Origin of the sequence: Allorhizobium sp. Av2, assembly GCF_021462805.2 — a bacterium.
Lineage (GTDB): Bacteria > Pseudomonadota > Alphaproteobacteria > Rhizobiales > Rhizobiaceae > Allorhizobium > Allorhizobium vitis_G.
The window spans coordinates 1,916,220-1,941,754 of the sequence record NZ_CP192696.1; the positions used below are offsets into that span (position 1 = coordinate 1,916,220).

General features: G+C 59.2%; 22 protein-coding genes and 1 other RNA gene. 9 read left to right on the plus strand and 14 right to left on the minus strand.

What is annotated here, in order from left to right; genetic code table 11:
* Positions 1 to 124 precede the first annotated feature (124 nt).
* From hflC to FS819_RS09265, 5 genes are all read right to left on the minus strand, one after another.
* Positions 125 to 1,042 (minus strand): protease modulator HflC, encoded by a 918-nt coding sequence (gene hflC / locus FS819_RS09245; RefSeq protein ID WP_070165087.1) that lies wholly within the window; start codon positions 1,040 to 1,042, stop codon positions 125 to 127.
* Between the two features lies 1 nt (position 1,043).
* Positions 1,044 to 2,156, minus strand: a complete 1,113-nt coding sequence (gene hflK, locus FS819_RS09250; protein ID WP_156546255.1) for an FtsH protease activity modulator HflK — start codon at positions 2,154 to 2,156, stop codon at positions 1,044 to 1,046.
* 248 nt (positions 2,157 to 2,404) lie between these two features.
* Positions 2,405 to 2,926: a dihydrofolate reductase gene (locus FS819_RS09255; RefSeq protein WP_156546259.1), complete on the minus strand. Its 522-nt coding sequence runs from the start codon at positions 2,924 to 2,926 to the stop codon at positions 2,405 to 2,407.
* A 112-nt stretch (positions 2,927 to 3,038) separates the two neighbouring features.
* Entirely contained in the window at positions 3,039 to 3,431 is a 393-nt protein-coding gene (locus FS819_RS09260; RefSeq protein ID WP_015916452.1) for a DoxX family protein, read from the minus strand.
* Positions 3,432 to 3,541: 110 nt separating this feature from the next.
* Complete coding sequence (locus FS819_RS09265) at positions 3,542 to 4,336, minus strand: thymidylate synthase (RefSeq protein WP_156547037.1); 795 nt, start codon at positions 4,334 to 4,336, stop codon at positions 3,542 to 3,544.
* A gap of 151 nt (positions 4,337 to 4,487) precedes the next feature.
* Here FS819_RS09265 and ssrA point away from each other — a divergent pair.
* From ssrA to FS819_RS09290, 5 genes are all read left to right on the plus strand, one after another.
* Positions 4,488 to 4,855, plus strand: a transfer-messenger RNA (tmRNA) gene (ssrA, locus tag FS819_RS09270).
* A 287-nt stretch (positions 4,856 to 5,142) separates the two neighbouring features.
* Positions 5,143 to 5,652 carry an SspB family protein gene (locus FS819_RS09275; RefSeq protein ID WP_015916454.1) on the plus strand — a complete coding sequence of 170 codons (510 nt, stop codon included), beginning with the start codon at positions 5,143 to 5,145 and terminating at the stop codon, positions 5,650 to 5,652.
* Positions 5,653 to 5,678: 26 nt separating this feature from the next.
* Complete coding sequence (locus FS819_RS09280) at positions 5,679 to 5,891, plus strand: DUF4169 family protein (protein WP_156546262.1); 213 nt, start codon at positions 5,679 to 5,681, stop codon at positions 5,889 to 5,891.
* 125 nt (positions 5,892 to 6,016) lie between these two features.
* Positions 6,017 to 6,241, plus strand: a complete 225-nt coding sequence (locus FS819_RS09285) for a ribbon-helix-helix domain-containing protein (RefSeq protein ID WP_156634748.1) — start codon at positions 6,017 to 6,019, stop codon at positions 6,239 to 6,241.
* 333 nt (positions 6,242 to 6,574) lie between these two features.
* Complete coding sequence (locus FS819_RS09290) at positions 6,575 to 6,850, plus strand: hypothetical protein (protein ID WP_070165092.1); 276 nt, start codon at positions 6,575 to 6,577, stop codon at positions 6,848 to 6,850.
* A gap of 168 nt (positions 6,851 to 7,018) precedes the next feature.
* Here FS819_RS09290 and FS819_RS09295 read toward each other — a convergent pair whose 3' ends face one another.
* From FS819_RS09295 to pstS, 6 genes are all read right to left on the minus strand, one after another.
* Positions 7,019 to 10,711: an AsmA family protein gene (locus tag FS819_RS09295; protein ID WP_156546266.1), complete on the minus strand. Its 3,693-nt coding sequence runs from the start codon at positions 10,709 to 10,711 to the stop codon at positions 7,019 to 7,021.
* 75 nt (positions 10,712 to 10,786) lie between these two features.
* Positions 10,787 to 12,196, minus strand: coding sequence for an FAD-binding oxidoreductase (locus tag FS819_RS09300; RefSeq protein ID WP_156546269.1), 1,410 nt, complete (start codon positions 12,194 to 12,196; stop codon positions 10,787 to 10,789).
* A 123-nt stretch (positions 12,197 to 12,319) separates the two neighbouring features.
* On the minus strand, positions 12,320 to 13,120 hold the full coding sequence (gene pstB / locus FS819_RS09305; RefSeq protein ID WP_156546272.1) for a phosphate ABC transporter ATP-binding protein PstB: 801 nt from the start codon (positions 13,118 to 13,120) through the stop codon (positions 12,320 to 12,322).
* Between the two features lie 36 nt (positions 13,121 to 13,156).
* Complete coding sequence (gene pstA, locus FS819_RS09310) at positions 13,157 to 14,008, minus strand: phosphate ABC transporter permease PstA (protein WP_070148684.1); 852 nt, start codon at positions 14,006 to 14,008, stop codon at positions 13,157 to 13,159.
* Between the two features lie 9 nt (positions 14,009 to 14,017).
* Positions 14,018 to 14,992, minus strand: a complete 975-nt coding sequence (gene pstC, locus FS819_RS09315) for a phosphate ABC transporter permease subunit PstC (RefSeq protein WP_156546275.1) — start codon at positions 14,990 to 14,992, stop codon at positions 14,018 to 14,020.
* Between the two features lie 308 nt (positions 14,993 to 15,300).
* Positions 15,301 to 16,350 (minus strand): phosphate ABC transporter substrate-binding protein PstS, encoded by a 1,050-nt coding sequence (gene pstS / locus FS819_RS09320; protein ID WP_070165097.1) that lies wholly within the window; start codon positions 16,348 to 16,350, stop codon positions 15,301 to 15,303.
* Positions 16,351 to 16,650: 300 nt separating this feature from the next.
* On the opposite strand from pstS, the gene FS819_RS09325 reads away from it, so the two are divergent.
* Complete coding sequence (locus FS819_RS09325; protein ID WP_156546279.1) at positions 16,651 to 19,173, plus strand: ATP-dependent helicase; 2,523 nt, start codon at positions 16,651 to 16,653, stop codon at positions 19,171 to 19,173.
* 33 nt (positions 19,174 to 19,206) lie between these two features.
* On the opposite strand, the gene FS819_RS09330 is transcribed toward FS819_RS09325, so the two are convergent.
* Positions 19,207 to 19,488 carry a DUF6074 family protein gene (locus tag FS819_RS09330; RefSeq protein WP_114387035.1) on the minus strand — a complete coding sequence of 94 codons (282 nt, stop codon included), beginning with the start codon at positions 19,486 to 19,488 and terminating at the stop codon, positions 19,207 to 19,209.
* 354 nt (positions 19,489 to 19,842) lie between these two features.
* Positions 19,843 to 22,176: a glucose/quinate/shikimate family membrane-bound PQQ-dependent dehydrogenase gene (locus tag FS819_RS09335; RefSeq protein ID WP_156546282.1), complete on the minus strand. Its 2,334-nt coding sequence runs from the start codon at positions 22,174 to 22,176 to the stop codon at positions 19,843 to 19,845.
* A gap of 202 nt (positions 22,177 to 22,378) precedes the next feature.
* Between FS819_RS09335 and pncA the strand changes: the two genes are divergently transcribed.
* Genes pncA through panB form a run of 3 tightly spaced genes read left to right on the plus strand, consistent with a single transcriptional unit; the run spans position 22,379 to position 24,740 of the window.
* Complete coding sequence (pncA, locus tag FS819_RS09340; protein WP_156546285.1) at positions 22,379 to 23,005, plus strand: bifunctional nicotinamidase/pyrazinamidase; 627 nt, start codon at positions 22,379 to 22,381, stop codon at positions 23,003 to 23,005.
* Positions 23,006 to 23,049: 44 nt separating this feature from the next.
* Complete coding sequence (gene panC, locus FS819_RS09345) at positions 23,050 to 23,919, plus strand: pantoate--beta-alanine ligase (protein WP_156546288.1); 870 nt, start codon at positions 23,050 to 23,052, stop codon at positions 23,917 to 23,919.
* On the plus strand, positions 23,916 to 24,740 hold the full coding sequence (gene panB / locus FS819_RS09350) for a 3-methyl-2-oxobutanoate hydroxymethyltransferase (protein ID WP_234624599.1): 825 nt from the start codon (positions 23,916 to 23,918) through the stop codon (positions 24,738 to 24,740). Before panC ends, panB begins: the two co-directional genes overlap by 4 nt.
* Before the next feature lie 50 nt (positions 24,741 to 24,790).
* On the opposite strand, the gene FS819_RS09355 is transcribed toward panB, so the two are convergent.
* Positions 24,791 to 25,525 carry a sulfite exporter TauE/SafE family protein gene (locus FS819_RS09355; protein ID WP_156629712.1) on the minus strand — a complete coding sequence of 245 codons (735 nt, stop codon included), beginning with the start codon at positions 25,523 to 25,525 and terminating at the stop codon, positions 24,791 to 24,793.
* Positions 25,526 to 25,535 lie beyond the last annotated feature (10 nt).

The following is a 25,535-nucleotide window of genomic DNA, read 5'->3' on the forward strand; positions in this document are numbered from 1 at the left end:
ATCGTCGTTTCGAAGGATTTCGGCGATCTCAACTGCATCAGGCGGTTGAGATATTTGCAAATGACATACCCATAGAAAAGGGGCCGGAATGACCCGGCCCCTTTTGGCTTTAAAGATGTGTCTATCAGTTAGCGGCAGGTGCTGTGGGCGTTGCCGCCCCAGTTCCAGCCTGCGAACGGAAGAACTTGAAGAATTCCGAATTCGGCGACAGCACCATGGACGTCCCGGTCGTGCCGAGCGATGCCTCATAGGCTGCCATAGAACGGTAGAATTCGAAGAAGGACGGATCGCGCTGATAGGCATCGGCGAACACCCGGTTGCGTTCAGCATCACCCTGACCGCGCAGGATTTCCGAATCGCGCTGCGCATCGGCCTGCAACTCGACAACCTGACGGTCGGCGATGGCCCGGCGACGCTGGCCCTCTTCATTACCACGCGCCCGGATCAATTCGGCTTCGGCCAGACGCTCGGAGCGCATCCGGGCATAGGTCTGTTGCGAAATCTCCTGGGTCAAGTCGGTGCGGCGAATGCGCACGTCCTCAATGGTGATACCTAGGTTTTCCGCATCCGATTTCAGATCGTCGGCAACCTCCTGCATCATCTGCGAACGGGCATCCGACAGGGCGGCCTCGAAGCCGCGCAGACCGTAAACCCGACGCAAGGATGCATCGAGACGGGTGCGAAGCCGCGCTTCCGCCAGATCGCGGTCACCACCCGAAACGATCCCGATAAAGCGGCGGGCATCGGTGATCTTGTAGATCAGGAAGGCATCGACCTCATAGAACTTGCCGCCGGAAACCTGGACACGGATATTGTCGAGATCAAATCGCAGGGACTGATCCGAGATAATCTGCACCTTGTCGGCGCCGGCAAAGGCAAAGGGCATTTTGAAGTAAAGGCCAGGCTCGCTATAGACCGCCTTGATCTGGCCAAAGCGCACGACAACGGCCTGCTGGCGCTGGTTGATGACGAAAACCGAAGAGTAGATCAGCAGAAGCACGATGGCTAAGCCGATCAGCACGGCAGGAAGACGATTGGTCATCTTACTTGCCTCCCTGTGCTGGCTGGGTGCCCATGCGGCCGATTTCGTTCAACGGCAGATAGGGAACGACACCCTGGCCCTGCTCATCGACGATCACCTTGTTGGATTTCTTCAGGACCTGCTCCATGGTTTCAATGTAAAGCCGCGTGCGGGTCACGTCCGGCGCCTTGGTATACTGGTCGTAGATCGAGATGAAGCGCTGCGCCTCACCCTCGGCTTCCTTCACGACGCGATCCTTGTAGGCAGCAGCCTCTTCCCGCATCTGCGCGGACTGACCACGGGCCTGACCAAGCTTCTGGTTGGAATATTGGTTGGCTTCCTCAACGAAGCGGTCCTCGTCCTGCTCGGCACGCTGCACTTCATCGAACGCATCGGCCACTTCGCGCGGCGGCGCCGCATCCTCGATAGCCACCGAATTGATGGAAATGCCGGAACCGTAGCTGTCCATCGTCCCCTGGATGATGTTGCGCACGTCGACAGAGATAGACTGACGGGCATCACGGAAAATTTCCTGGGCCGGGCGACGTCCGACGACTTCGCGCATGGCGCTCTCCGCCACCTGCTGCAAAGTCTGCGGCGGGCTTTCGAGATTGAACAGATAGGCCTTTGGATCGCTGACCGTGTACAACACGGAAAACTGCACGTTGACGATATTCTGGTCGCCGGTCAGCATCAGGCCAGCAGTGGAATTGGAGGCAACCTTGGCACCGATATTCTGTTGCTGCTCGGTCACCTTGACCTTCTCCACCGTTTCAAACGGCCAGAGATGGAAATGCAGACCGGGGGCGGAAATTTCGTCCTTCGGCTTGCCGAAGCGCATTTCCACGCCGCGCTCATCCGGCTGCACGGTATAGACCGCCTGGGTCAACCAGAGACCGGCCACAGCCAGCACGACGATCAGGCCCATGCCTCCGCCCAGACCACCGGGAACCAGGTTCTTGAACTGATCCTGCCCGCGCTTGATAATGTCTTCCAGATCCGGCGGCTGCTTGCCACCGCCGCCACCGCCATTGCCGCGAGGCCGGTTCGGTCCCTGCCCCCACGGTCCTCCATTGTTATTATTACCACCGCCGCCGCCCCAGGGGCCGCCGCCGTTCTGATTACTCCAAGGCATCAAAACCTCTTTTTCTGAGAATGCTCCCAACAGCGCCATGGAGCTCGTAAACCCGGCACGACGCTGCAAAACCTCTAGTCTCCTGCACAATCCACGATAAAGACTATTTCAGTCCATAACTGTTGTGCAAAGGCCCGCAACGGCGCCGTCAAAAAGGCATCCACCCGGATTAATCCCGTTATAGGGATCGCGGCGACGCCTTTCAACGAAAAGGCCCTAACTTCTTCGATTTCTATGGAAATAAACAGTTACAACGCTGTTTTACGCCGGTAGATCGTATAGCGCGTCGCGAAACTGTCGCGTTCGCCGGCTGGCACGGCCTCTTCATACAGTTTTTCAAACTGTGACGGATCGATTGCCGGAAAAACCGTATCGCCATCGGCAATCTCCGTCTCCACATGGGTGACATGCAGGATATCAGCCAGCGGCAAAGCCTGCCGGTAGATTTCACCGCCGCCAATCACGCAGATCTCCTCTATCCCCAAATCCCCGGCAATCTGCCCTGCCCGCTCAAGCCCCGCCTCAAGGCTGCGCACGGTTTCCACCGAGGGCATGACGATATCGGCATGACGGCTGACGATCACATGCGGGCGACCGGGAAGCGGCCGGGAGCCGAAACTCTCGAAGGTCTTGCGGCCCATCACCAGCGGCTTGCCAAGCGTCAACGCCTTGAACCGCTTGAGATCGGTGCTCAGCTTCCAGGGCATGTCGCCATTGCGACCGATCACGCCGTTGTTCGAGACGGCAACGACAATGGAGATTTTAGGCATGATCTGCTCTCTTCATTTACCGGGCGAAGTGGTGTCACAAGCCACCGTAAACGTCCATAAAAAAGCCGCCGTCACCAGGACGGCGGCCCGAAACCCATTCCTTGCAGACAGACTATTCCTTGCGCATCGCCGCATCGACGCTAAGCGGGCCAGGGCCAGCAAAGACGATGTAGAAAAACACGAAGCAGAACAGGATAGCCGGCTCGCCGTGATTGTTCATCGGGTAAAAGCCCATCTGAGCATGCACGAGGAAATAGGCGAAAGCGCACATGCCCGACGCGATGAAGGCGGCTGGGCGGGTAAACAGACCGATGGTGATCAGCGCGCCGCCAACCAGCTCGATGCAACCGGCGATCCAGGGCAGTGACATAACAGCCGGGTTCATATCCGAGGGCGGGAAGCCCAGAAGCTTGCTCATGCCATGTTCAAGAAACAGCAGGCCCGCAATAATGCGCAGAATGCTGAGGACGGTCGGAGCCCAAGGGCTCAGTCGAGTGAAGATCATGAAACCTAAACCTTTTTAGGAAGAAACGATGTGAGAGCGAAACCACAGCTGCGGCATTCTGTCACTGAAATTCTCGGTAACGTTGTCGTGACCAACCACGAAAAATTGTATCACACGGCAATCGGCGCCTTGATAGCAGGTTCGGCGACATAGCCTTCCAGGCTGAAATGACTGAATTCAAAGCCGAAAACATCCTTCACGTCTGGATTGATCCGCATCACCGGCAAGGGTTTCGGCTGCCGGGTCAATTGCAACCGGGCCTGCTCGAAGTGATTGGCGTAGAGGTGCGCATCCCCCAGCGTATGAATGAAATCGCCGGCTTTCAGCCCCGTCACCTGCGCCACCATCATGGTCAGCAGCGCATAGGAAGCGATATTGAAGGGGACGCCGAGGAAAATATCAGCGGAGCGCTGGTAGAGCTGGCACGAGAGCTTGCCATCGGCCACATAGAACTGGAATAGGCAATGGCAGGGCGGCAGCGCCATCTCGTCCACCTCGGCCGGGTTCCAGGCCGAGACGATATGGCGACGAGAATTGGGGTTGGTCTTGATGCTCTCGACGAGATTGGCGATCTGGTCGATATGGCCACCGCCGGGCTTTGGCCAGGAGCGCCACTGCGCACCGTAGACCGGTCCGAGATCGCCGTTTTCATCGGCCCACTCGTCCCAGATGGAAACGCCGTTTTCCTTGAGATAGGCAATATTGGTATCGCCCTTCAAAAACCACAGGAGTTCATGGATGATCGAGCGCAAATGCAGCTTCTTGGTGGTCAGGACCGGAAAGCCCTCCGCCAGGTCAAACCGCATCTGATACCCAAAGACCGAGCGCGTGCCGGTGCCGGTGCGATCGCCACGGTCGGAGCCGTTTTCCATCACATGCTGCAGGAGATCGAGATATTGCTTCATGGTCGGTGCCTGCCATTTGTCGTTTGAAACAAGCTTTACCTCCGAAACCCGTGCCAACGGAAGTCGAAACAGCATCAAACACCGCCCTATCCCGGCATTTCCAAGGGTATTATCCGCATTTGTCACGAACCCGTTAAATTCAGCAGGCGCCGGTCTTTTCATCCGCGTGGAAAACACCTATATCCCCCTTGCCGATGCTTGCATCGGCTATGGCAATAAACGGTCGGTGAAATAAACCTATTGGACCCGGGGGCGGTACCCGGCGCCTCCACCAAAAACCGGTCGGTCTTTGTGGCCGGCTTTTGATGGGGGCGAAATAGGATCGACAAGGGCGTAAAGATCGAACTTTTGCTCGGCATGATACCACCGTCATCGGGTCACAAGTGTAGTTGCAAATGACAACAACGCTCAGGGTTACGCTGTCGCTGCTTAATCGCGGTGCCAGAAACCCAAACTAAGTCCTTACGGGTAGCACTGTAAGGCGGGGTTCGGAGGTACCTGGCAACAGAAACCTCCACTTTCTCCCTCCTTGATATCCCCTTGCCTGGCGCTGACCAATGCCGTGCCTGACGGCGGAATGGCTTGTCATCCGATGCGTACTTGCGATCCAACCATTGGCGCGTTCTCCCCTGGCTCCTTGTCTCGTCCTGAGCCGCGCCCCTACCCTCACCCTTGAGTTTGATTTATAGTGATATAGATAGAAGCGGAATCGGGCTTTGCGCCAAAGCCTTGCATGGCTTATAAACTACAGACCCGCGCATCATTCGTGATGCACATGACCGGACGCAGAAGAAAGACAGGACCATATGGGGCAGGACCACATCCGTTACGACATTCTGGCTCAGGACGCATTGCGCGGCGTTATCCGCAAGGTGCTGACCGAAGTCGCCGCAACGGGCCGGCTGCCGGGCGAACATCATTTTTTCATCACCTTCCTGACGGGCGCTCCGGGTGTGCGCATCTCACAGCACCTCAAGGCGAAATATGCCGAGCAGATGACCATCGTCATCCAGCACCAGTTCTGGGACCTGAAGGTCACCGATAGCCTGTTCGAAGTGGGCCTATCCTTCTCCGACACGCCGGAAAAACTGGTCATTCCTTTCAACGCCATTCGCGGCTTCTACGATCCTTCGGTGAATTTTGAACTGGAATTCGATGTGCCGCAGGTGGAAGAAGACGAAAACTCTGCCGAAATCACCGCCTATCCGCTGGCCGCCGAATCGGAAAAATCCGAGGATGGCGCTGCCGACAAGCCGGAAGGCGAAAAGAAGGAAGGCTCTGTCGTCTCCCTGGATGCGTTTCGAAAGAAGCAGTAAGGCGGGGCAGCCAAGGAAAGCAGCGCATGTCGGGCGAAGTCGTTAATCTGCGTCAGGTCAGGAAAGCCAAAGCGCGCACCGAAAAGGAAAAGATCGCGGATCAGAACCGCGTGAGTTTCGGGCGAAGCAAGGCTGAGAAAAACCTGACCCGCGCACTGAACGACAAGGCCCGCGCTGCTCTCGACAATTCAAAGCTGGAGCCAAAACCAGCCAGTCCTGCGCCGGACGAACCGGGCTGAGAGCGACGTTTGTTCCTATTGCTCCTGCCAGCACTGTCCAAGCAAGTATTGTCCAAGCCAGGATGCGGACGTGCAAAGCCATCTGTTTGCCTTTTTATGTCCCGTGAATGGCGTACTCTATGCCGGTGATCCGCAAGCATTCTATTTCCCTCCATGGCCATCGCACCAGTTTTTCTCTGGAAGATGCCTTCTGGCAGGAAATTCGGGCGATTGCCGAAAGCCGTAATGTCCCGATTGCTGCATTGATTGCGGATATTGACGGCAAACGTCCGGCTGATTGCAATCTCTCGTCAGCGCTGCGGCTCTATGTGCTGGAATGGCTCAAACAGGCAGGTTCCGATTCGCATTGAAAATGCGCTTGCCTGTGACTGGGCCAGTGATTCGGCAATCGATTCGCCAACGCGACAATTTGGGCATTTTATATGCCCCACCAGAGGCCTGTCGTATTCCAGTTTACTGCCTGGTTAGCCAAGCTGGTCCGTTTCAGGGGCCTATGAAGTAAAGTTATGTTAATCCGACCGACATCTCCGGACAAAGGTTATGTTGAATAACGTTTCATTAGGGAACGACTACTATGGTCAGGCTGCGCTGAAAGCTGCAGGACGCCCGGGAATGGTGCAGAATTTCTCCACCCGATACGCCCCCTCCAACAGCGCCAACTTAATTTGAAAAGGATTTCAAATATGACAAGCGCAGTTTCTTCCCAGATGTCCATGCCGATGATGCCGCCTATGGGCCGCATGCAGAAGCCAAGCGAAGAGCAGACCACCACCGACGCGACAGCATCGACCAGCACAACAGCATCATCGACCAGCACCTCTTCCGAGACATCGACCTCCGCCGAAGGTTCCGCACCTGAAGGTTTCGAAGGCTTTGAAGGCAAGTTCCCGAATTTCGGTGGCGGTAACATGGGTGGCGGCGCCATGCCTCCGTTTGGCCAGCGCGAAGCCTTCCTCTGAAATTTTCTGATCGATCTCTATCGAGACGCAGCACCGCTCTGCCATGATGGCATAGCGGTACTTTTTTGTCTTTTCGACAAGTTGCAAGTTCATAAGGCCGCAAAGGTGCGCGCAGCAAAGCCATCAGGCGGTAAGCTGCCGTTATGCACTCCCGTTATTGTACGTAAATTATTGCACCCCGGGCAAATCCTGCAACTCCAGTTTAAAACCGTTATTCGGCCCATCGCGCGGTGTTGATGGCGCCGCATTGCCAGCACCACGATCCGCCGCTCTCGCCGCAGCCTCCGCGGCCCGTGCCGCGGCATCGGCCGCCGCCGCAGCCTTGGCCTGCGCCGCCGCACGCTCTGCGGCAAGGGCGGTATAATAGGCCACTTCGCGCCGCAGCCTTTGCTTTTCCAACACAGCCGCTTGCAATGTTTCCACCCGTCTGCGCTCACGCTCGAATGCCTGGAGCGAGAGGTAGCTTGCCATTTCGCGGACATCCAACTGCCGCTTGGGCGCAGCTAGCGGACCCGTCAGCAGCAGGTGGACGGTCGGCGCGGCATCTCCCGCCGTTGCCTGCTCAACACCCGTCTGTGCTGCGATAGCCTCCCCAGACGTAGAGACCGCCGTAGCCGGATCGAAGGCGATCTGGACATCGGCATCGACGTCACCGGAGGCAACCGTCAAGACGGCCTGCGTCTCGATAGCGGCATCCTTGGCTGGCAGTTTGACGCCCTGCATCCGGGCTTTACCGTCACTCAGCGTAAACGGCATGGTCACGTCGCCCAGTAGGGTTGGCGCGCGGGCCAGCAGTGGTGTCAGAGCTGCGGAGACCTGCTCCGCCGTCACCTCACTGGTCGCAGCTCCAAAAGCCTCCGAGAGTGCCGGAAAGCTGGAGAGGTCCAGTTCCGGGATAGTCAAAGCGGAGAGATCGACCTGGCCGGAACCGTTGACCGATCCAAGCAGGCCTTGGGCGCTGCTACCGCTGCCTTCCGCCATCACTTGCAGCCTGGCTTGACCGGACAGGCCGCTGTCAGGCCAGATCTTGCCCAAGTCGGCATTGGCAAGGGACAGTCTGCTGCGCAGGAAAGCCGTGCCCTGGTTATTGGCGAGCGACATGCGCCCAGAGAGAGCGCCGCCGAACAGCGTGCCGGACAGATCCTCCAGCGCCATGCCGCCATCCACCAGCGTCAGGCGCGCGGCAACATCACGGGCGGCGGGCAGCGGGCCAAGATCGAGTGTGCCAGCCTTGAGGGCGACGTCCATCTGCATGTCGCCCCAGACGGGCGTCTGCACCTTCGCCGCCGATAACGCGTCGGATGCGGGGTCCTTGACCGGGCCGATCACGGTCGACGCCAGCCATTCAAGATCAACGGTCTCCAGGCCAACCGCACCGCCGATTTTAACCGCTGAAGCGGTCGGCTCCAGCACCAGCGTGCCGGACAAACGGTCCCCCGCAACCTCGCCATTTATATCTTGCAATTGCGTTTTGTTGTCGCCCTGCCGCTCGATGTCGCCGGTCAGGGTGATCGGCAGACCGGTGTCGATGCCGGGGAGACTGACTGCATTCATGATCAGCAATGGGGCAATATCGTCGCTGGCCAGTTCCATCTTGCCCTTGCCCTGCAAGAACAGGTCCGCACCAAGATTGACCGTTCCGCTCACCCCAAGCCGGGTCGCCCCAGATGTCAGCGACATCTGGCCATCCGCTGGCGCGGTGCCCTGCTGTTTTAATTGCAGGGTCAGTTTCGCACCGCCATCCATCGGCACCGGCAGCGGATCGAAGCCAAGCTGACCCAACAGCGCCGAAGGTTCTTCATTGGCAGCGGTCAGCGAAAAGCTCTTCTCAGAATCGTCGAACACATCAAACAGGCTATCCTGCCGATAGGCGGCATCGACCGTCGTGCCATTGGCCTTGCCCTGTAGATCGACCTGCAAGCCGCCATACTGGGCATCGCCAAAACGGGCATTCACCACGATGTCGGCATCGGAATACCATTGCCCGCTGGACGCCAGCCGGGCCAGCAGCGGATGCTGCGACAATTGCTGATGCAACATCGCCAGAAATCCGCTGATGTCGTCAGCATGCAGCATGACCTGCGCCTTGCCGCTATAATCGGCAAGCGAGCCGGTGGCTTCGCCCGTCGCCTTGATACTGGTACCGGCAAGATTGCCGATATCCAGCTTGCGCACCGAAAACCCGCCATCCTTGTAGGTAAACAGCCCGTCCACATCACGAGCCGTGATGCCGAATGCCGAAAAGGCATCGACCTTGATGTTCCCGGCGATTTGGTGGCTCAGCAGCGCATCATCGCTGGCATCACCAGACACCAGCGAGGCCAGTGCCTTCGTTGCATCGAAGTCGAAGGCATTGCCCGAGAGATCAAAGGACAGGCTGGGCATGACGCCATCAGCCGATTGCCGCTCAAGACGGCCATGCAGGCTGGCTGGTCCGATTGCCAGTTCAAGCTTTTCGAACCGTTGCAGGTCGGAGGTCAAGTTGACGTTGGCCGAAAAGCCCGCCGTGCGCAATTGCCGGATGGCCGGATCGACATCGCCCGACAGCCAGGAAGCCAGCCCGGAAGGCTGGCTGGAGGCCACCAGCAGCGAACCATTGAAGGATGCCTGCCCCTTCAGTTGCAGCCGTCCCGAGGCTTCCGCCTGGGTGCGGCCCGGCAGGGTGGCAACCGCCTTGTCCACCTGCCAACCGGTTCCGGCAGGCCGCAGATTCAGGGTAATATCCCGGATAACGGTATCGCCAGCGACAATCGCCGGCAGTTTAAGGCTGGCGCGACCCGGCATGTCGGGAATGGGGATCCGGTCTGCGAGCGCTATCAGCGACTGGATGCGCTGGCGGGCGGAATTCTGCATCTGCCGCCCGGTCTTGCCCTTGGGCAAAGTAGGCGTCAGCTTATCGACGTCGATCTGCTGGCCCTCGGCTGTCAGCAGAAATTCCGGCGCCTTGCCGCTATCCAGCGTCGCCTCGCCGGTGATGATATAGGGCTGATCGCTGGCACCGATTTCCATCCGGTATTCAGGAATCCGCACCCGGTCATTGCCCAGCTCGAACTTGCCTCTGATGCGCGGCGGGAGCACCGGGTTGCCCATCGGTGCACTAACCTGACCGTCCTCGGCATTGGCACGCAAGGCAGCCAGGAAGCTACCCTGCAATGTCGGGCGCTTGTCGACAAGCGCGAGATCGCCGGACAGGTCAATATCGACAGGCGTTGCATCCGGGGCGATATGGATTTTCACCGGCACCGCCCCCTTGGCCTGGTCCGGTTGAAGGCTGGACAGCGAGAAATTGCCGGACTGGCCATCCAGCACCCCCTGCCCCAACACCGTCCACGGGCCAGCCAGGGACCGAGCTGTCATATCGGCATTCAGACCGCTGACCTGGCGGGTGCGGCCTGTCTGCTGATCGACCAGGGTCAGAGCACCATCGACGACCGTCACTTTTTCCAGCACGACATTGCGACCCGGCAGGCTTGGCTGGCTGCCCTGCAACCAATCCAGCGAACCGTCCGGCAACAGTCTCAGCCGCACATTCGGCTGCTCGATCCGCATGGCGAAAATCCGCGCTTCGCCGGATAGAAACGGCGCAAGCTCGGCATCCATGGAAAACCGCGCCACATGCGCCAGCGTCTTGCCATCGGTGCCCGGCCCGACCGTAACGTCATTCATCGTGATCGACGGAAACGGCAGGATACGTGCCTCGACAGCGCCGTGGACCACCACCTTTTTACCGAGAAGACGGCTGGCCTGATCCTCGAAATCCTTGCGGAAATCCGTCCAGTTGACGAAAAGCGGCGCTAGAAGCGCGGCAAACAGCGCCACCACGACCAATCCGCCAAACGCGATGAACAGTCTGCCTAGCACTGCGACTCCCTATGGTGTTTCATGCCCGTTATCATAACGGCTTACTCATTATCGTAACGGCTTTAAGCCTGCGGATCAAAGCCGGAAGATCTTGCCCGGATTAAACAGATTGTCGGGGTCCAGTCCACGCTTTACCTGGCGCATCACATCCAATGCGCCGCCAAGCTCAGCTTCCAGATAGGACATCTTGCCCTGACCGACCCCATGTTCGCCGGTGCAGGTGCCATCCATGGCCAGCGCACGGTCGTTCAACCGCGCCATGAACGCCTCTACCTTATCGACATTCTCAGCGTCCTTGTCGTCGAACAGGATCAGCAGATGGAAATTGCCATCGCCGACATGGCCGACAATCGGCGCCAGAAGCCCGGTCTCTGCAATATCGGCCTGGGTTTCAGCCACGCATTCCGCCAGTTTGGAGATCGGCACGCAGACATCGGTGGACAAGCCCGCCAGCTCCGGGGCCAGCGCCCGGCCTGCCCAATAGGCGTTGTGACGTGCTTTCCAAAGTTGGGCGCGCTCCTGCGGATCGGAGGTGAAGCGCAGGTCTTCAGCGCCATATTCCTCGGCAATGGCGGCGAATTGCTCCGCCTGCAGGGCCACCGTCTGCTCCGTGCCATGAAACTCCAGAAACAGCGTCGGCCTTTCCGGTAGACTGAGGTTGGAATAGGCATTGCAGGCCCGGACCTGCATGGCATCGAGCAGCTCGATCCGCGCCACGGGAATGCCCATCTGAATGGTCATGATCACGGCGTCGCAGGCCGATTTAACGTCAGCAAAGGCGCAGACCCCGCCACCGATCTTTTCGGGGATGCCCTGAAGTTTGAGAGTAATCGAGGTGATCACCCCGAGCGTGCCTTCGGCACCGACAAACAACCGTGTCAGGTCATAGCCCGCCGAAGATTTACGGGCGCGGTGGGCGGTGCGGATCTCTTCGCCATTGGCGGTCACCACCGTCAATGCCATGACATTGTCCTTCATCGTGCCATAGCGCACCGCATTGGTACCGGAAGCCCTTGTCGAGGCCATGCCGCCGATGGAGGCATTTGCCCCGGGATCAATGGGGAAGAACAGACCGGTATCGCGCAGATAGGTGTTCAGCGCTTCGCGCGTCACGCCCGGCTGGACGGTGCAGTCGAGATCCTCGGCATTAACCTCGAGAACCGTGTCCATCCGGGTGAAATCGATGGAAATACCGCCATGCGCCGCATTGACCTGCCCCTCCAGCGAAGAGCCAACCCCAAACGGCACCATCGGCACCTTATGCTGGGCGCAGATCCGCACCACGGTCTTCACATCCTCGGCGCTTTCGACGAAGACCACCCCATCGGGCAATTGCGCCGGCAGATAGGTGGTGGTGTGGGCATGTTGCTCCCGGAAGGACTGGCCGGTCTGGAACCGCTCGCCGAAGGACTGCTTGAGCAGGCCTAGAACGGTTGCGATCCCATCCTCGTTGCGAACTCCCGCCACGACATCCTTCCTGCTCATGCCCGTCTCCCTGCTATCTCGAACCATTTTGTCAATTGGTTGCAGGTATGGCCAGAGCAGACAGGCTTGTCCAGTCATTGCGGCAGGAATAGCTGATATCCCGTCATCGGCATCGCGGAACGATCAGCCGAACCGACCCGTCACATAGTCGCTGGTGCGCTGGTCACTTGGGGCGCTGAAAATCGCTTCGGTGCGGTCGAATTCCACCAGTTCGCCCAGATACATGAAGGCGGTATATTGCGAGATACGCGCCGCCTGATGCAGATTATGGGTGACGATGGCGATGCAATAGGTGGACCGCAGGGTTTCGATCAATTCTTCCAGCTTGCTGGTCGAGATCGGATCGAGCGCCGAGGCTGGTTCGTCCAGCAGCAGCACGGACGGCTTGACGGCAATGGCGCGGGCAATGCACAGGCGCTGCTGCTGCCCACCGGAAAGCCCAAGACCGCTCTGGTGCAGCTTGTCCTTCACCTCGCCCCAAAGCGCTGCCTCCTGAAGGGCTGCTTCAACGCGATTGTCCATATCCGGCTTGGAAAGCCTTTCATAAAGGCGAATGCCGAAAGCGATATTCTCATAGATCGACATCGGAAACGGTGTCGGCTTTTGAAAGACCATGCCGATCTTGGCCCGCAACCGGTTCAGGTCTTCCGATGGGTTGAGAATATCGCGTCCGTCGAGCAAAACCTCGCCCGTCACCTTCTGACCCGGATAGAGATCGTACATCCGATTGAAAATCCGCAGCAGGGTCGATTTCCCACAGCCGGACGGGCCGATAAAGGCGGTGACCGTGCGATCTCGCAGGCCGAGATCGACATTTTTGATCGCCTGATAGCCGTTCTGGTAATAAAACGACAGCTGCTTGGCCTCAACCTTGATAGGGCGGCCGATATCGGACGGATTGAAGGCTTGCAGAGGTGCGCGCATCAGGGGCGTCCTTGTACCCGTATCAGACATTTGCATCTATCTTTCCTTCTTTCCGAACAACAAACCCGCCGACAGGCTTCGTGCGACGATATTCAAAACCAGGATCGTCACCGTGATCAGCAACGCCCCGCCCCAGGCCAGCCGCTGCCAATCCTCATAGGGGCTCATGGCGAACTGGAAAATCACAACCGGCAGGTTGGCGATCGGCTGGCTGAGATCGGCGGTCCAGTATTGATTGTTGAGCGCGGTAAACAGCAAAGGTGCCGTCTCGCCGCTGATCCGGGCGACAGCCAGAAGCACGCCGGTCAACATGCCGGAGCGGGCGCTGCGCCAGATTACCGAGGTCATGATTTTCCAGCGCGGCGCGCCAAGCGCTGCGGCCGCCTCGCGCATCGCATCCGGCACCAGCGCCAGCATATCCTGGGTGGTGCGGTTGATGACCGGAATGGCAATCAACGCCAGCGAAGCGGCACCGGCATAGCCGGAGAAATGCCGGAACGGCACGACCAGCAGCGTATAGACAAACAGGCCGATGACGATGGACGGTGCGGCCAGCAGGATATCGTTGACGAAGATCGCCACCATGCCAAGCTTGGTGCCGCGCCCGTATTCCGCAAGATAGGTGCCGGCCAGAATACCGATTGGCGTTGCCACCACGGTTGCCAGCAGCGTCATCATGAAGGAGCCGTAGATGGCATTGGCAAGACCGCCATCGGAACCCGGCGGCGGCGTCATCTTGGTGAAGAGGTCAAGCGTGATCGCTTGTAGACCATTGCTGAACAGCGTCCACAGGATAGCCGCCAGAACGGCGAGACCAAGAATGGCCGAGGCCAGCGACAGGCCAAGGGCGATACGGTTGACGAGATAGCGGCGGGAAACAATCGACATCGGCTGGCCTCAAAAACTTTCGCTGCGCCCGATGAGCCACTTGGCAAGCGCCAGCACTGCAAAGGTAATGAAGAACAGGATGAGACCGAGCGCCACCAGACTGGACGTATAGAGATCCGACGTCGCCTCAGAAAACTCATTGGCAATCGAAGCCGAAATCGTCGTGGCGGGCGACAGCAGCGAGGTGGCGATCCGGTGTGAATTGCCGATCACAAAGGTCACCGCCATGGTTTCGCCCAGCGCCCGGCCAAGGCCCAGCATGACGCCACCGATCAAGCCGCGCCGCGTATAGGGAATGATGATGTGGAAGACGACTTCCCAGGTGGTCATGCCCATGCCATAGGCCGATTCCCTGAGCAGCACCGGCACTGTGCCGAACACGTCGCGGGTGACAGAGGCGATGAATGGAATGACCATAATCGCCAGCACGATCCCCGCCGTCAGAAGACCGATGCCATAAGGTGCGCCGCTGAACAGCAGACCGAGAACAGGCAGATGGCCGAATGTGGCAATCAGAGCTGGCTGCACCACGGATTGCATGATCGGCGCCAGCACAAAGAAGCCCCAGAGCCCGTAAATAATGCTGGGAATGCCAGCCAGAAGCTCAATGGCCGTGCCGATGGGCCGTTGCAGCAGCGGCGGACACATTTCAGTGAGAAAAATAGCGATGCCGAAGCTGACGGGAACGCCGATCACCAGGCCGATAACCGAGGTAATCAACGTGCCGTAAATCGGTGCGGCGGCCCCGTAAATGTCCTTGGCCGGGCTCCAGCGTTCGTTCCACAGGAAGGATAGGCCGAATTCGCGCCAGGTCGGCAAGGATTCGATCAGCAGCGACAGGAATACCCCGAGCAATGCGACCATAACCAGCATGGCGCAAAGCCAGGTGGCGCGGATGAACACTGCATCGGCAAAGCGCACCCGCTTGGCGGCAGCTGTTCTTAGCTCGTCCTCGCTCATGGTCGGTTGATGGGTGGCAGTCATGCAGAAACTTTCTCGCAGGAGCTTTTTGGCAGGCCAAGACGCAAATAGCGGGCGGTGGAACCATCCGCTCAGACTGCTGACAAAGTCCGCATTTATCCTCGACGTCATGCTCGGCCTTGTGCCGAGCATCTAAGCACGTTAATTTAATCAACAACGTCAATTGCTTATTCAGCGACGGCAGACCCTCGGGACAGGCCCGAGGGTGACGAAATGCCGAGATCGAAATTTGGCAATAAACTGAGCGGGCGGTGGAACCGTCCGCTGTCTTCTATCGAAATTTCGGAATGCCCGACCTTAGATGGCCCCAATTACATCGCCTTGAAGACCGGCTTGCCGTCCTTCTGGATGCTATCCCAGGAGTTTTCGATCAGCTTCACAACCGGCTTGGGAATAGCGACATATTCCAGCGCCTTGGCTTCACCGGTGCCATCCTTGTAGGCCCAGGCGAAGAACTTCAGCGCGGCTTCGGTGGCGTCCTTGTCGACAGGGTCCTTATGGATCAGCACCCAGGTGGAAGCAGCAATCGGCCAGCTCTTTTCGCCGGGCTGATTGGTGATGACGACATTGAAATTCTTGGCACCGGCCCAATCGGCATTGGCAGCGGCAGCAGCAAAGCTGTCCAGCGAAGGCTCGACCACCTTGCCGGCGTCATTCTTCATCTTGGCATAGCCAAGCTTGTTCTGGATCACATAGGCATATTCGTTATAGCCGATAGCGCCAGCCGTCTGCTTGACCGTGTTGGCAACGCCTTCAGACCCCTTGGCACCGATACCGACCGGCCATTCGACAGCAGTGTCGGAGCCGATCTTGCTCTTCCACTCGGCGGAAACCTTGCTGAGGTAATCGGTGAAGTTGAAGGTCGTGCCGGAACCGTCGGCGCGATGCACGACAACGATGGCTTGCTCAGGCAGCTTGACGCCCTTGTTGAGGGCTACAATCGCCGGGTCGTTCCACTTGGTGATCGTACCCATGTAAATGGCTTCGAGCGCCTTGCCATCCAGCACCAGTTCGCCCGGCTTGACGCCTTCGATATTGTACATCGGCACGATGCCGCCCATCACCATCGGAAACTGGGTCAGGCCGTTCTTGGTGAGTTCTTCGTCGCTCAGCGGCTTGTCGGTAGCGCCGAAGGTGACGGTCTTGGCTTCGACCTGCTTGATGCCGCCGCCGGAACCGATGGACTGATAGTTCAAGCTGATGCCGGTCTTGGCTTTGTAGGCTTCACCCCATTTGGAAAACACAGGATAGATGAAGCTGGAACCGGCACCGGAAATATCGGCGGCAAAAGCCGCACCGGTAAAGGCGACCGAAAAGGCGGCAAGCGCCGCACCCGTGGCGATCTTTTTCATGAAAGTCATCGGAATAATCCCCGTGTTCGTCGAGCAATCTCTCAAAGCCCCAGCGGCTTTTCGAGCGACACTGGAATTGGCGTAAGTCGCTTCCATGAAGCTTTCGTGACAAAATTCCGACCAGCGAGCGGCATCACGCGGCTGTGATTTTCAGGCAAGCTGGCGTGATTTTCCTTCCATTTGCAATCAGGTTTCTGACCGTCTTTTAAGGGAGGTTTTTTCCTCTCTTCACTGACCCACCGCTGAATCTGGAATGAAACAAGAACGTTTTCACTGGCCTTTCGAGGTAGAATCACTACATTGAAGGACATGAGCAACGGTTTTGACGATATTCCCTTCTTCGACGAAGAGCCTGCACCCCGCACCTCCCCAGCGGGAGGAAAGGCCACGGCTACGCCGGAAAAGGAAACCACGACGCCTGCGGGCGGCGGATTGGGCATTGCAGCGCGGGCCATGGCCGCGCGCGACCAGAACCGCAACCCGGATTATCTCTCCGGCCTCAACCCGGAACAGCGCGAAGCGGTCGAAACCCTGGATGGTCCCGTTCTGGTGCTGGCCGGTGCAGGCACCGGCAAGACGCGGGTGTTGACCACCCGTATCGCACATATTCTGGCCACCGGCCGCGCTTTCCCCAGCCAGATCCTCTCCGTGACCTTCACCAACAAGGCAGCCCGCGAGATGAAGGAACGCGTCGGCGTCCTGGTTGGCGGCGCTGTCGAGGGCATGCCGTGGCTCGGCACATTCCACTCCATCGGCGTCAAGCTTTTGCGCCGCCATGCCGAGCTGGTCGGCCTGACCTCGGATTTCACCATTCTCGATACCGATGACGTGGTGCGGCTGATCAAGCAGATCATCCAGGCCGAAGGGCTGGACGACAAGCGCTGGCCCGCCAAAATGTTTGCCGGAATGATCGACGGCTGGAAAAACAAGGGCCTCGACCCGGCGCAGATCCCCGAAGGCGACGCCCGCGCCTTTGGCAATGGCAAGGGCCGCGAGCTTTACGCCGCCTACCAGGCCCGGCTGAAAAGCCTGAATGCCTGCGATTTCGGCGATCTTCTGCTGCACCCGATCCGCATGTTCCGCGCCAATCCGGATGTGCTGAAGGACTATCACCAGCGCTTCCGCTATATTCTTGTCGATGAGTATCAGGACACCAACACGGCGCAATATATGTGGCTGCGGCTGTTGGCCCAGCGGCCAAGCAGCAGAAGCGCTGACGGCAAGGTCACAAACGGCACAGTAAACATCTGCTGCGTTGGTGATGATGACCAGTCGATCTATGGCTGGCGTGGGGCCGAAGTGGACAACATCCTGCGCTTCGAGAAGGATTTTCCGGGCGCGAAAGTCATCAAGCTGGAGCGCAATTACCGCTCGACAGAGCATATTCTTGGCGCTGCCGGGTTCCTGATTGCCCATAACGAGGGGCGTCTGGGCAAGACGCTGTTTACCGACCGGGTCGATCCGAACGACGAAAAAGTCGTGGTGCATGCCGCCTGGGATTCGGAGGAGGAAGCCCGTGCAGTTGGCGAGGAAATCGAGCAGTTGCAACGCAACCAGCATAAGCTCAACGACATGGCCATTCTGGTGCGCGCCTCCTTCCAGATGCGCGAGTTTGAAGACCGGTTCGTAACGCTTGGGCTGAATTACCGGGTTATTGGCGGTCCGCGCTTTTACGAGCGGTTGGAAATCCGCGATGCCATGGCCTATTTCCGCATGGTCTGCCAGCCCGCCGACGACCTGGCCTTCGAGCGGATCGTCAATACGCCGAAGCGCGGGTTAGGCGATACCACGGTGCGCACCCTGCATGACTATGCCCGCAAACGGGATATTCCGATGCTGGCGGCGGCCTCCGACATTATCGAGACCGATGAATTGAAGCCGAAGGCGCGCAAGGCGCTGTTTGACGTGGTGACGGATTTCCGCCGCTGGCAGGATCTGCTGGAAAACACGCCGCATACCGAGCTTGCTGAGCAGATCCTCGATGAGAGCGGCTATACCGCCATGTGGCAGAACGACAAATCGGCGGAAGCGCCGGGGCGGCTGGAAAACCTGAAGGAACTGATCCGCTCGATGGAAGCCTTCGAGAGCATGCGCAGCTTCATGGAGCATGTCTCGCTGGTGATGGATGCCGAGACCAACGAAAATCTCGACGCCGTATCGATCATGACGCTGCATTCCGCCAAGGGGCTGGAATTCGAGACCGTGTTTCTGCCCGGCTGGGAAGAAGGCCTGTTTCCGCATCAACGTGCTCTGGATGAAGGCGGACGTGCCGCGCTGGAGGAAGAACGGCGGCTGGCCTATGTCGGCCTGACGCGCGCCAAGCGCCGCTGTCACCTGTGGTTCGTTTCCAACCGGCGCATCCATGGCCTCTGGCAATCGACCATGCCGTCACGCTTCCTCGATGAACTGCCGCCCGCCCATGTGGAAGTGGCGGAGGTGGAAACCAGCTATGGCGGCTATGGACGCGGCGGCTACGGCCAGTCCCGCTTCGACAAGCAGGAGCCATTTGCCAATTCCTACTCCACCCCCGGCTGGAAACGCGCCCAGGCCAACAAAACCGACGCCACCCGCGAAAACTGGGGCAGCCGCTCCGGCCACGCCGTGGAACGCATCGGCTACGGCGAAAGCGGCCCCCGCGGCCAAACCATCGACGGCCAGTTGGTCGCCAAATCCACCAGCACCGAACCATCAAAGTTCACAGTCGGCGACCGCGTGTTCCACATCAAGTTCGGCAATGGCAATGTGTCTGTCGTTGAGGGGAATAAGCTGACGATTGATTTTGATCGGGCTGGGCAGAAGCGGGTGCTGGACGGGTTTGTGGAGCGGGCTTAACGACAAAAGCTTATCTTGCGCCCAGAATTACCCTTACCCCCGGGCTTCTTCATTGCGATGCAGCCACATCAGTTCCATTTGCACGGCGTCCTGGAAATTCATGATCTCGCCGCGCATCACGTCTTCGGGGCAGCCGAGGTCGAGGAGTTCGGCGCCGAGCTGGCGGCAGGTGGCGCGCCAGTAGATGGTGGCATCGTTGCCTTGCAGGCGGTCCAGCGTCACGGCGGCACCGCGCACCATATCACGGCGGCTGGCCAGCGGGAAGAAAGCCAGCGTCGAGACGACGGGTTCAAGCTTGGCGGCAGTGTTGGGCATACGAACCATCCTTTATACTGATGATTCGTTTTACGGCTTCATGGTTAAGGTTTGGTTGCCGTAGCGGAAGGACATTTGAATCAATTGTTCCAAAAGAAGACCCCTCCCGGTCAAAACCGGAAGGGGCTGGATTGCTTTCTGTGAAATCTACCTCGGGGCGTAAGCACTCACCCCGCCTCCGCTGCGCTCGGCACCCCTCTCCCCACAAGGGGGCGAGGGACAACCGCCGCCGCTTTCGCTTCACAGCTCGCGTTATTGGAGAGGTAGGGTAAGACATAGGCCCTTCTCCCCCTTGTGGGGAGAAGGTTGCGGCAGCCGGATGAGGGGGTGAACAAGGCCACCGTCGTGCCAAATTTACGGCAGCGTATAGGCGATCACGTAGTCCCCCGGCTTGGTGCCGATTGAACCGTGGCCGCCAGCGACCATGACAACATATTGCTTGCCGTTCAGCTCGTAGCTCATCGGCGTCGCCTGGCCGCCAGCCGGAAGCCGGCCTTCCCAGAGAACCTTGCCTGTGGCGAGGTCATAGGCGCGCAGATAATTATCGACGGCAGCACCGAGGAAAGCGACCCCGCCCTTGGTAATCATCGGCCCACCGATGCCGGGTACGCCGACCTTGAAGGGCAGCGGCAGCGGCGTCATGTCATGCACGGTGCCATTGCGGTGCTGATAGGCGATCTTGCCGGTTTTCAGATCGACAGCGGCAACCGTACCCCATGGCGGCGCCTGGCAGGGAACACCGATGGGCGACAGGAACGGCCCCATTTTCACGGCATAGGGCGCGCCGTCATTGCGGTTCAGCCCCTGTTCCGAGCCTTTTTCGTCCTGGCCCTTGGCCGGAACCTGATCACGCGGCACAAGCTGTGAGGTGAAGGCCAGATAGGTCGGCATGCCGAACATGACCTGTTTTTCCGGATCGACAGCAACCGAACCCCAGTTAAACGTGCCGAAATTGCCGGGATAGATGATCGAGCCCTGCAACGATGGCGGGGTATATTGCCCCTCATAGCGCAACTGATGGAACTTGATGCGGCAGGCCAGCTGATCGAGCAGCGTCACGCCCCACATATTGCGCTCTTCCAGCTTCGGTGGGCGAAAACTAAGACCAGAAATCGGCTGGGTTGGCGACGCTTGATCTTCTGGAATAGTGCCGCCGGGAGCCGGAAGCTCCTTGATCGGAATGATCGGCTGGCCAGTGCGCCGGTCCAGCACATAGACATCACCCTGCTTGGTGGAGGCAACGAGCGCCGGGACGGTGGTGCCTTCGCGGGTAATGTCGAGCAGCACGGGCTGGGCGGGAACATCCATGTCCCAGAGGTCATGATGGACGAATTGCTGCACCCAGCGGTCGGCACCGGTATTGAGGTCAAGCGCCACGACCGAGGAAGAATATTTCTCCACATTGGCGCTGCGGTTCATGCCCAACTGGTCCGGCACCTGATTGCCAAGCGGGATATAGACGAGGCCCAGCTGTTCATCGACCGAGAATACCGACCAGCTATTCGGCGAATTGGCGGTGTATGTCTGGCCTTCGGGCAGTGGTTGGGTCTGGCCCGGATTGCCGCTGTCCCAGTTCCACACCAGCGCGCCGGTCTGGACGTCAAAGGCGCGGATCACGCCGGATTGTTCCTTGGTGGAATAGTTATCGTTGACCGCCCCACCAATGATAATCTTGCCGGCGGCAATCACCGGCGGCGACGTCGAGTAATAATAGCCAGCCGGATTGTAGGGCATGCCCTGTTCCAGATGCAGCACGCCCTTGTCGGCAAAACTCTCGCAGATCTTGCCATTGGCGGCATCGAGCGCGATCAGCCGCGCATCCGAGGTTGGAAGATAGACGCGGGTGGCGCAGGACGCACCAGCTGTGGCGGCAGGATCGGCATAATAGGTGACGCCACGGCAGGTCTGGTGCTGGCGATCCGGGTTCAGGCCGACATTGGGGTCATATTTCCATTTCTGCTTGCCAGTCGCCGCATCCACGGCGATAGCCCAATTGTGCGGGGTGCAGAGATAAAGCGTATCGCCGACTTTCAGCGGCGTGACCTGATAGGTGGTCTCGCCGACATCGCCGGGCAGTTTCACATCGCCGGTCTGGTAGGTCCAGGCGGTCTTCAGCGTCTTGACATTGTCGGTCGTGATCTGGGTCAGCGGCGAATAGCGCTGGCCATAGGGTGTGCGGCCATATTGATGCCATTCGCCATCAGCCATGTCGCCGCCATAGGAGGGCGTGGCGCTGGCCACATCCATCGGCAGCGTGCCGGGCTTGTCATAGGGGTCCTGGGTCATCGAATAACCGGCGACAACGAGCGCGACCAGCACCGGCAGCGCTACCGGCCAAGCGCTGGCGGCAATGCCGCCTTCGCGACGATGTAGCGGCCCGAGCCTGCGGCGGATGGCAGGCAATAGCAGCACAAAGCCGAGCACGATCACCAGCCCGCCGCGGGTGCCAAGCTGCCACCAGTCAAAGCCGACCTCCCAGATCGCCCAGCCCAGGCAGCCGAGAATGAACAGCCCATAGATCCACAGCGCCGCCGCCTTGCGCATCGCCAGAAGCAGCGCAACGAGGATGAAGGCAAGACCGGCGATGAGGTAAAACGGGCTACCGCCGAGCGACAGGAGATAGCCACCTCCGCCGCCGAGCGCGAGCCCGATCACGGCGAAAACGACCGCTGTAACGATGAGGATCATAGGACAAATCCGATGCATGTTGAAAATAAGCGGGGGTGCGACAAAAATTTACGCATAGGTGAACTGCAAACGCGGGAGCGACCGTTAGGTTCCTACCGATCTTACCGGCAAATCAAATTTTGAGACCAAATACTCTTACCCATACCCTTGCGCGCATCGATCGGCCTTGCCATGGTCTGGCGCAAAATCAGCAGGAGGGATCATGACCAAGGCGCTGCTTCTCATCGATATCCAGAATGGCTTTTGCCCGGGCGGCAATCTGCCGGTGGCAGAGGGCGATCAGATCGTCCCCATCGCCAATGCCCTGATGGCCAGCGGGGCCTATGACCTGATCGTCGCCTCGCAGGATTGGCATCCAGCCCATCATGGAAGCTTCGCCTCCCAGCATCCTGGCGCCAAGGTTTTCGAGCTGGGCGAGCTTTCCGGCAAGCCGCAGATGATGTGGCCGGACCATTGTATACAGGGAACAGTAGATGCCGAGTTTCACCCTGGCCTCGACCTCTCGCGGATCGATCATGTGCAGAAAAAGGGGCTGAACCCGTTGGTGGACAGCTATTCGGCCTTCCGCGACAACGATCAGTCTGCCCTGACCGGCCTTGACGCCTGGCTGATCGACAAGGGCGTCACCGAACTGGATGTCATGGGCCTTGCCACCGATTACTGCGTCAAGTTTTCCGTGCTGGATGCGCTGGACATGCTGCCGGGCGTGACGGTGCGCTTGATTATCGATGGCAGCCGGGGCATCGATCCGCAGACGGTGGAGGCGGCGATTGCCGACATGCAGGCTCACGGCGCAAGGCTTATCACCAGCGCGGATGTCCTCGCCTAAGAAACATCTGCACCTGCAAAAAGAATGGGTTCGGGAGGGCCGCCATGGAGATTATCAACACGATTGCAGCGCTGCGCCAAAGGCTCGATGCCTGCCGCAAGGCTGGAAAATCCATCGGTTTCGTGCCGACCATGGGCTATCTGCATAAGGGTCACCTGACGCTGGTCGAACAGGCGGAGGCTGAAAACGCTGTGACTGTGGTGTCGATCTTCGTCAACCCGCTGCAATTCGGCAAGGGCGAGGATCTGGAGAAATATCCCCGCGATCTCGCTCGCGACAGTGAAATGCTGGCGGCGGCAGGCGTCGATTTTCTGTTCGCGCCTGGCGTGGCCGACATGTATCCGCGACCGATACAAACGGTGGTCGATCTGCCGGAGCTGGGCGGCGAGCTGGAGGGCAAGGCCCGGCCCGGCCATTTCGCGGGCGTAGCAACCGTCGTTACCAAGCTGTTCAACATCGTCCAGCCGGATGCCGCCTATTTTGGCGAGAAGGATTATCAGCAGGTGGCGATCATCCGCCGCATGGTCGAGGATCTCGCCATGCCGGTGCGCGTCGTGCCGGTGGCAACCGTGCGCGAGGCCGATGGGCTGGCCTGCTCGTCGCGCAATGTCTATCTGACCGAGGAGCAGCGTGCCGCCGCCGCCATCGTGCCGAAAGCGCTGGAGGAGGCGGAACGGCTCTATCGCAACGGTCTGCGCGATGCGGCGGAGATGGAAGCAGCCCTTGCCGCCTTCATTGCCCGCGAGCCGCTGGCGCGGCCTGACGTGGTCGCCGTGCGTCACCCCGATACGCTCGCCACCCTGCCCCATCTTGACCAGCCGTTTCTGGTGTTGCTTTACGTACAAATCGGCACGACCAAGCTGCTGGATAACCGGGTCATCACCATCAAAAGCAAAAAGGAAGCCGCCGAGTGAGCGCCCCGCCCCGCCAGAAACGCCTGACGCCCACCACCATTGCCGCGCTGAAGCATCAGCGCCCGATTGTGTCCCTCACCGCCTATACCACGCCGATGGCGCGGCTGATGGATGCCCATTGCGATCTGCTGCTGGTCGGCGACAGTCTTGGCATGGTGCTGTATGGGCTGGACACCACTGTTAGCGTCACCCTGGAGATGATGATTGCCCATGGGCAAGCGGTGTTACGCGGAGTCAGTCATGCCTGCGTCATCGTCGATATGCCCTTCGGCTCCTATCAGGAATCCAGGGAACAGGCCTTCCGCAATGCGGCACGGATCATGAAGGAAACCGGCTGCGATGGCGTCAAGCTGGAGGGCGGCACGGAAATGGCCGAGACCGTCGCCTTTCTGGTGGAACGCGGCATTCCGGTGCTGGGCCATGTCGGACTAATGCCGCAGCAGGTCAACACGTCAGGCGGCTATCGCTCAAAAGGCCATGATGAGGCGGAAGCCGACAAGATCCAGGCCGACGCCACCGCTATAGCCAAGGCAGGCGCTTTTGCGCTGGTCATTGAAGGCACCGTGGAGCCTTTGGCGCGGGACATAACCCAGACCCTTGCCATCCCCACCATCGGCATCGGCGCCTCGCCTGCCTGCGATGGCCAGATCCTGGTCTCAGACGACATGCTGGGCCTGTTCAACGATTTCAAACCGCGCTTCGTCAAACATTATGCCGAGCTGGCCGGGGTGATTTCAAAGGCCGTGGAAGACTATGCGACCGAGGTCAAGGCGCGACAATTTCCCGGGCCGGAGCATACATTCCAGCCGCGCAAATCGTAACTGCCAAGGCAGCAGCACCTCGCGCCCTTGTCCGGCGCGCGGTGCTACGGCTATTTGACGATGACAAGCAGCCCCGCGGCAATCAGCAAGGTGCAAAACGACAAAACCAAGGTGCGTTCATCAACCTTATGGGCCAAATGAACGCCCGCTGGCACGCCCAAAAGCCCGCCGATGGCCAGCATGGAGCCAAGCACCCAATCGACATGGCCATAATAGCCATATTGCATCAGGCTGATACTGCATCCGGGCAGCGCCAGCGCCAACCCGAGTCCTTGCGCGCGAACCTGGGAATGCCCGTAAAACATCACAAGCAAGGGAACGGCCAGCATGGCGCCCCCTACTCCAAACAAGCCCAGCGATATGCCGCCAATAGCCCCCGGCAGAAAAGCCCAACGATAATCAAGGCCATGCGAGACGAATTTTATGTTGCGCGTGACAGCGACGAAGGCCGCAAGCAACATCAAAAACACGCCATACCACAGCTTCAATGTCTCGCTCGACAGCGACAGAGCCCAAAGAGAGCTGATCGCCGAGGTGATGCTGCCACTGACGGCCAGCACAAGGGCCGTCTTGAGATCGAAGCTGCCCTTGTTGCGGTATTTCACCAGGGCATAGAGAACATTGGTGACCACCATGACCAAAGCTGTCCCTTGGGCAAGCTTCTGGTCATAGGCCGCAAACAAAACCAGAAGCGGGATTGCAAATGTCCCGCCTCCGGTTCCCAAAAACCCTCCCGCCGTCCCGAGCAACGCGCCGAAGGGAACGCCTATGACACTCATCAGCATCGTGTTTGAT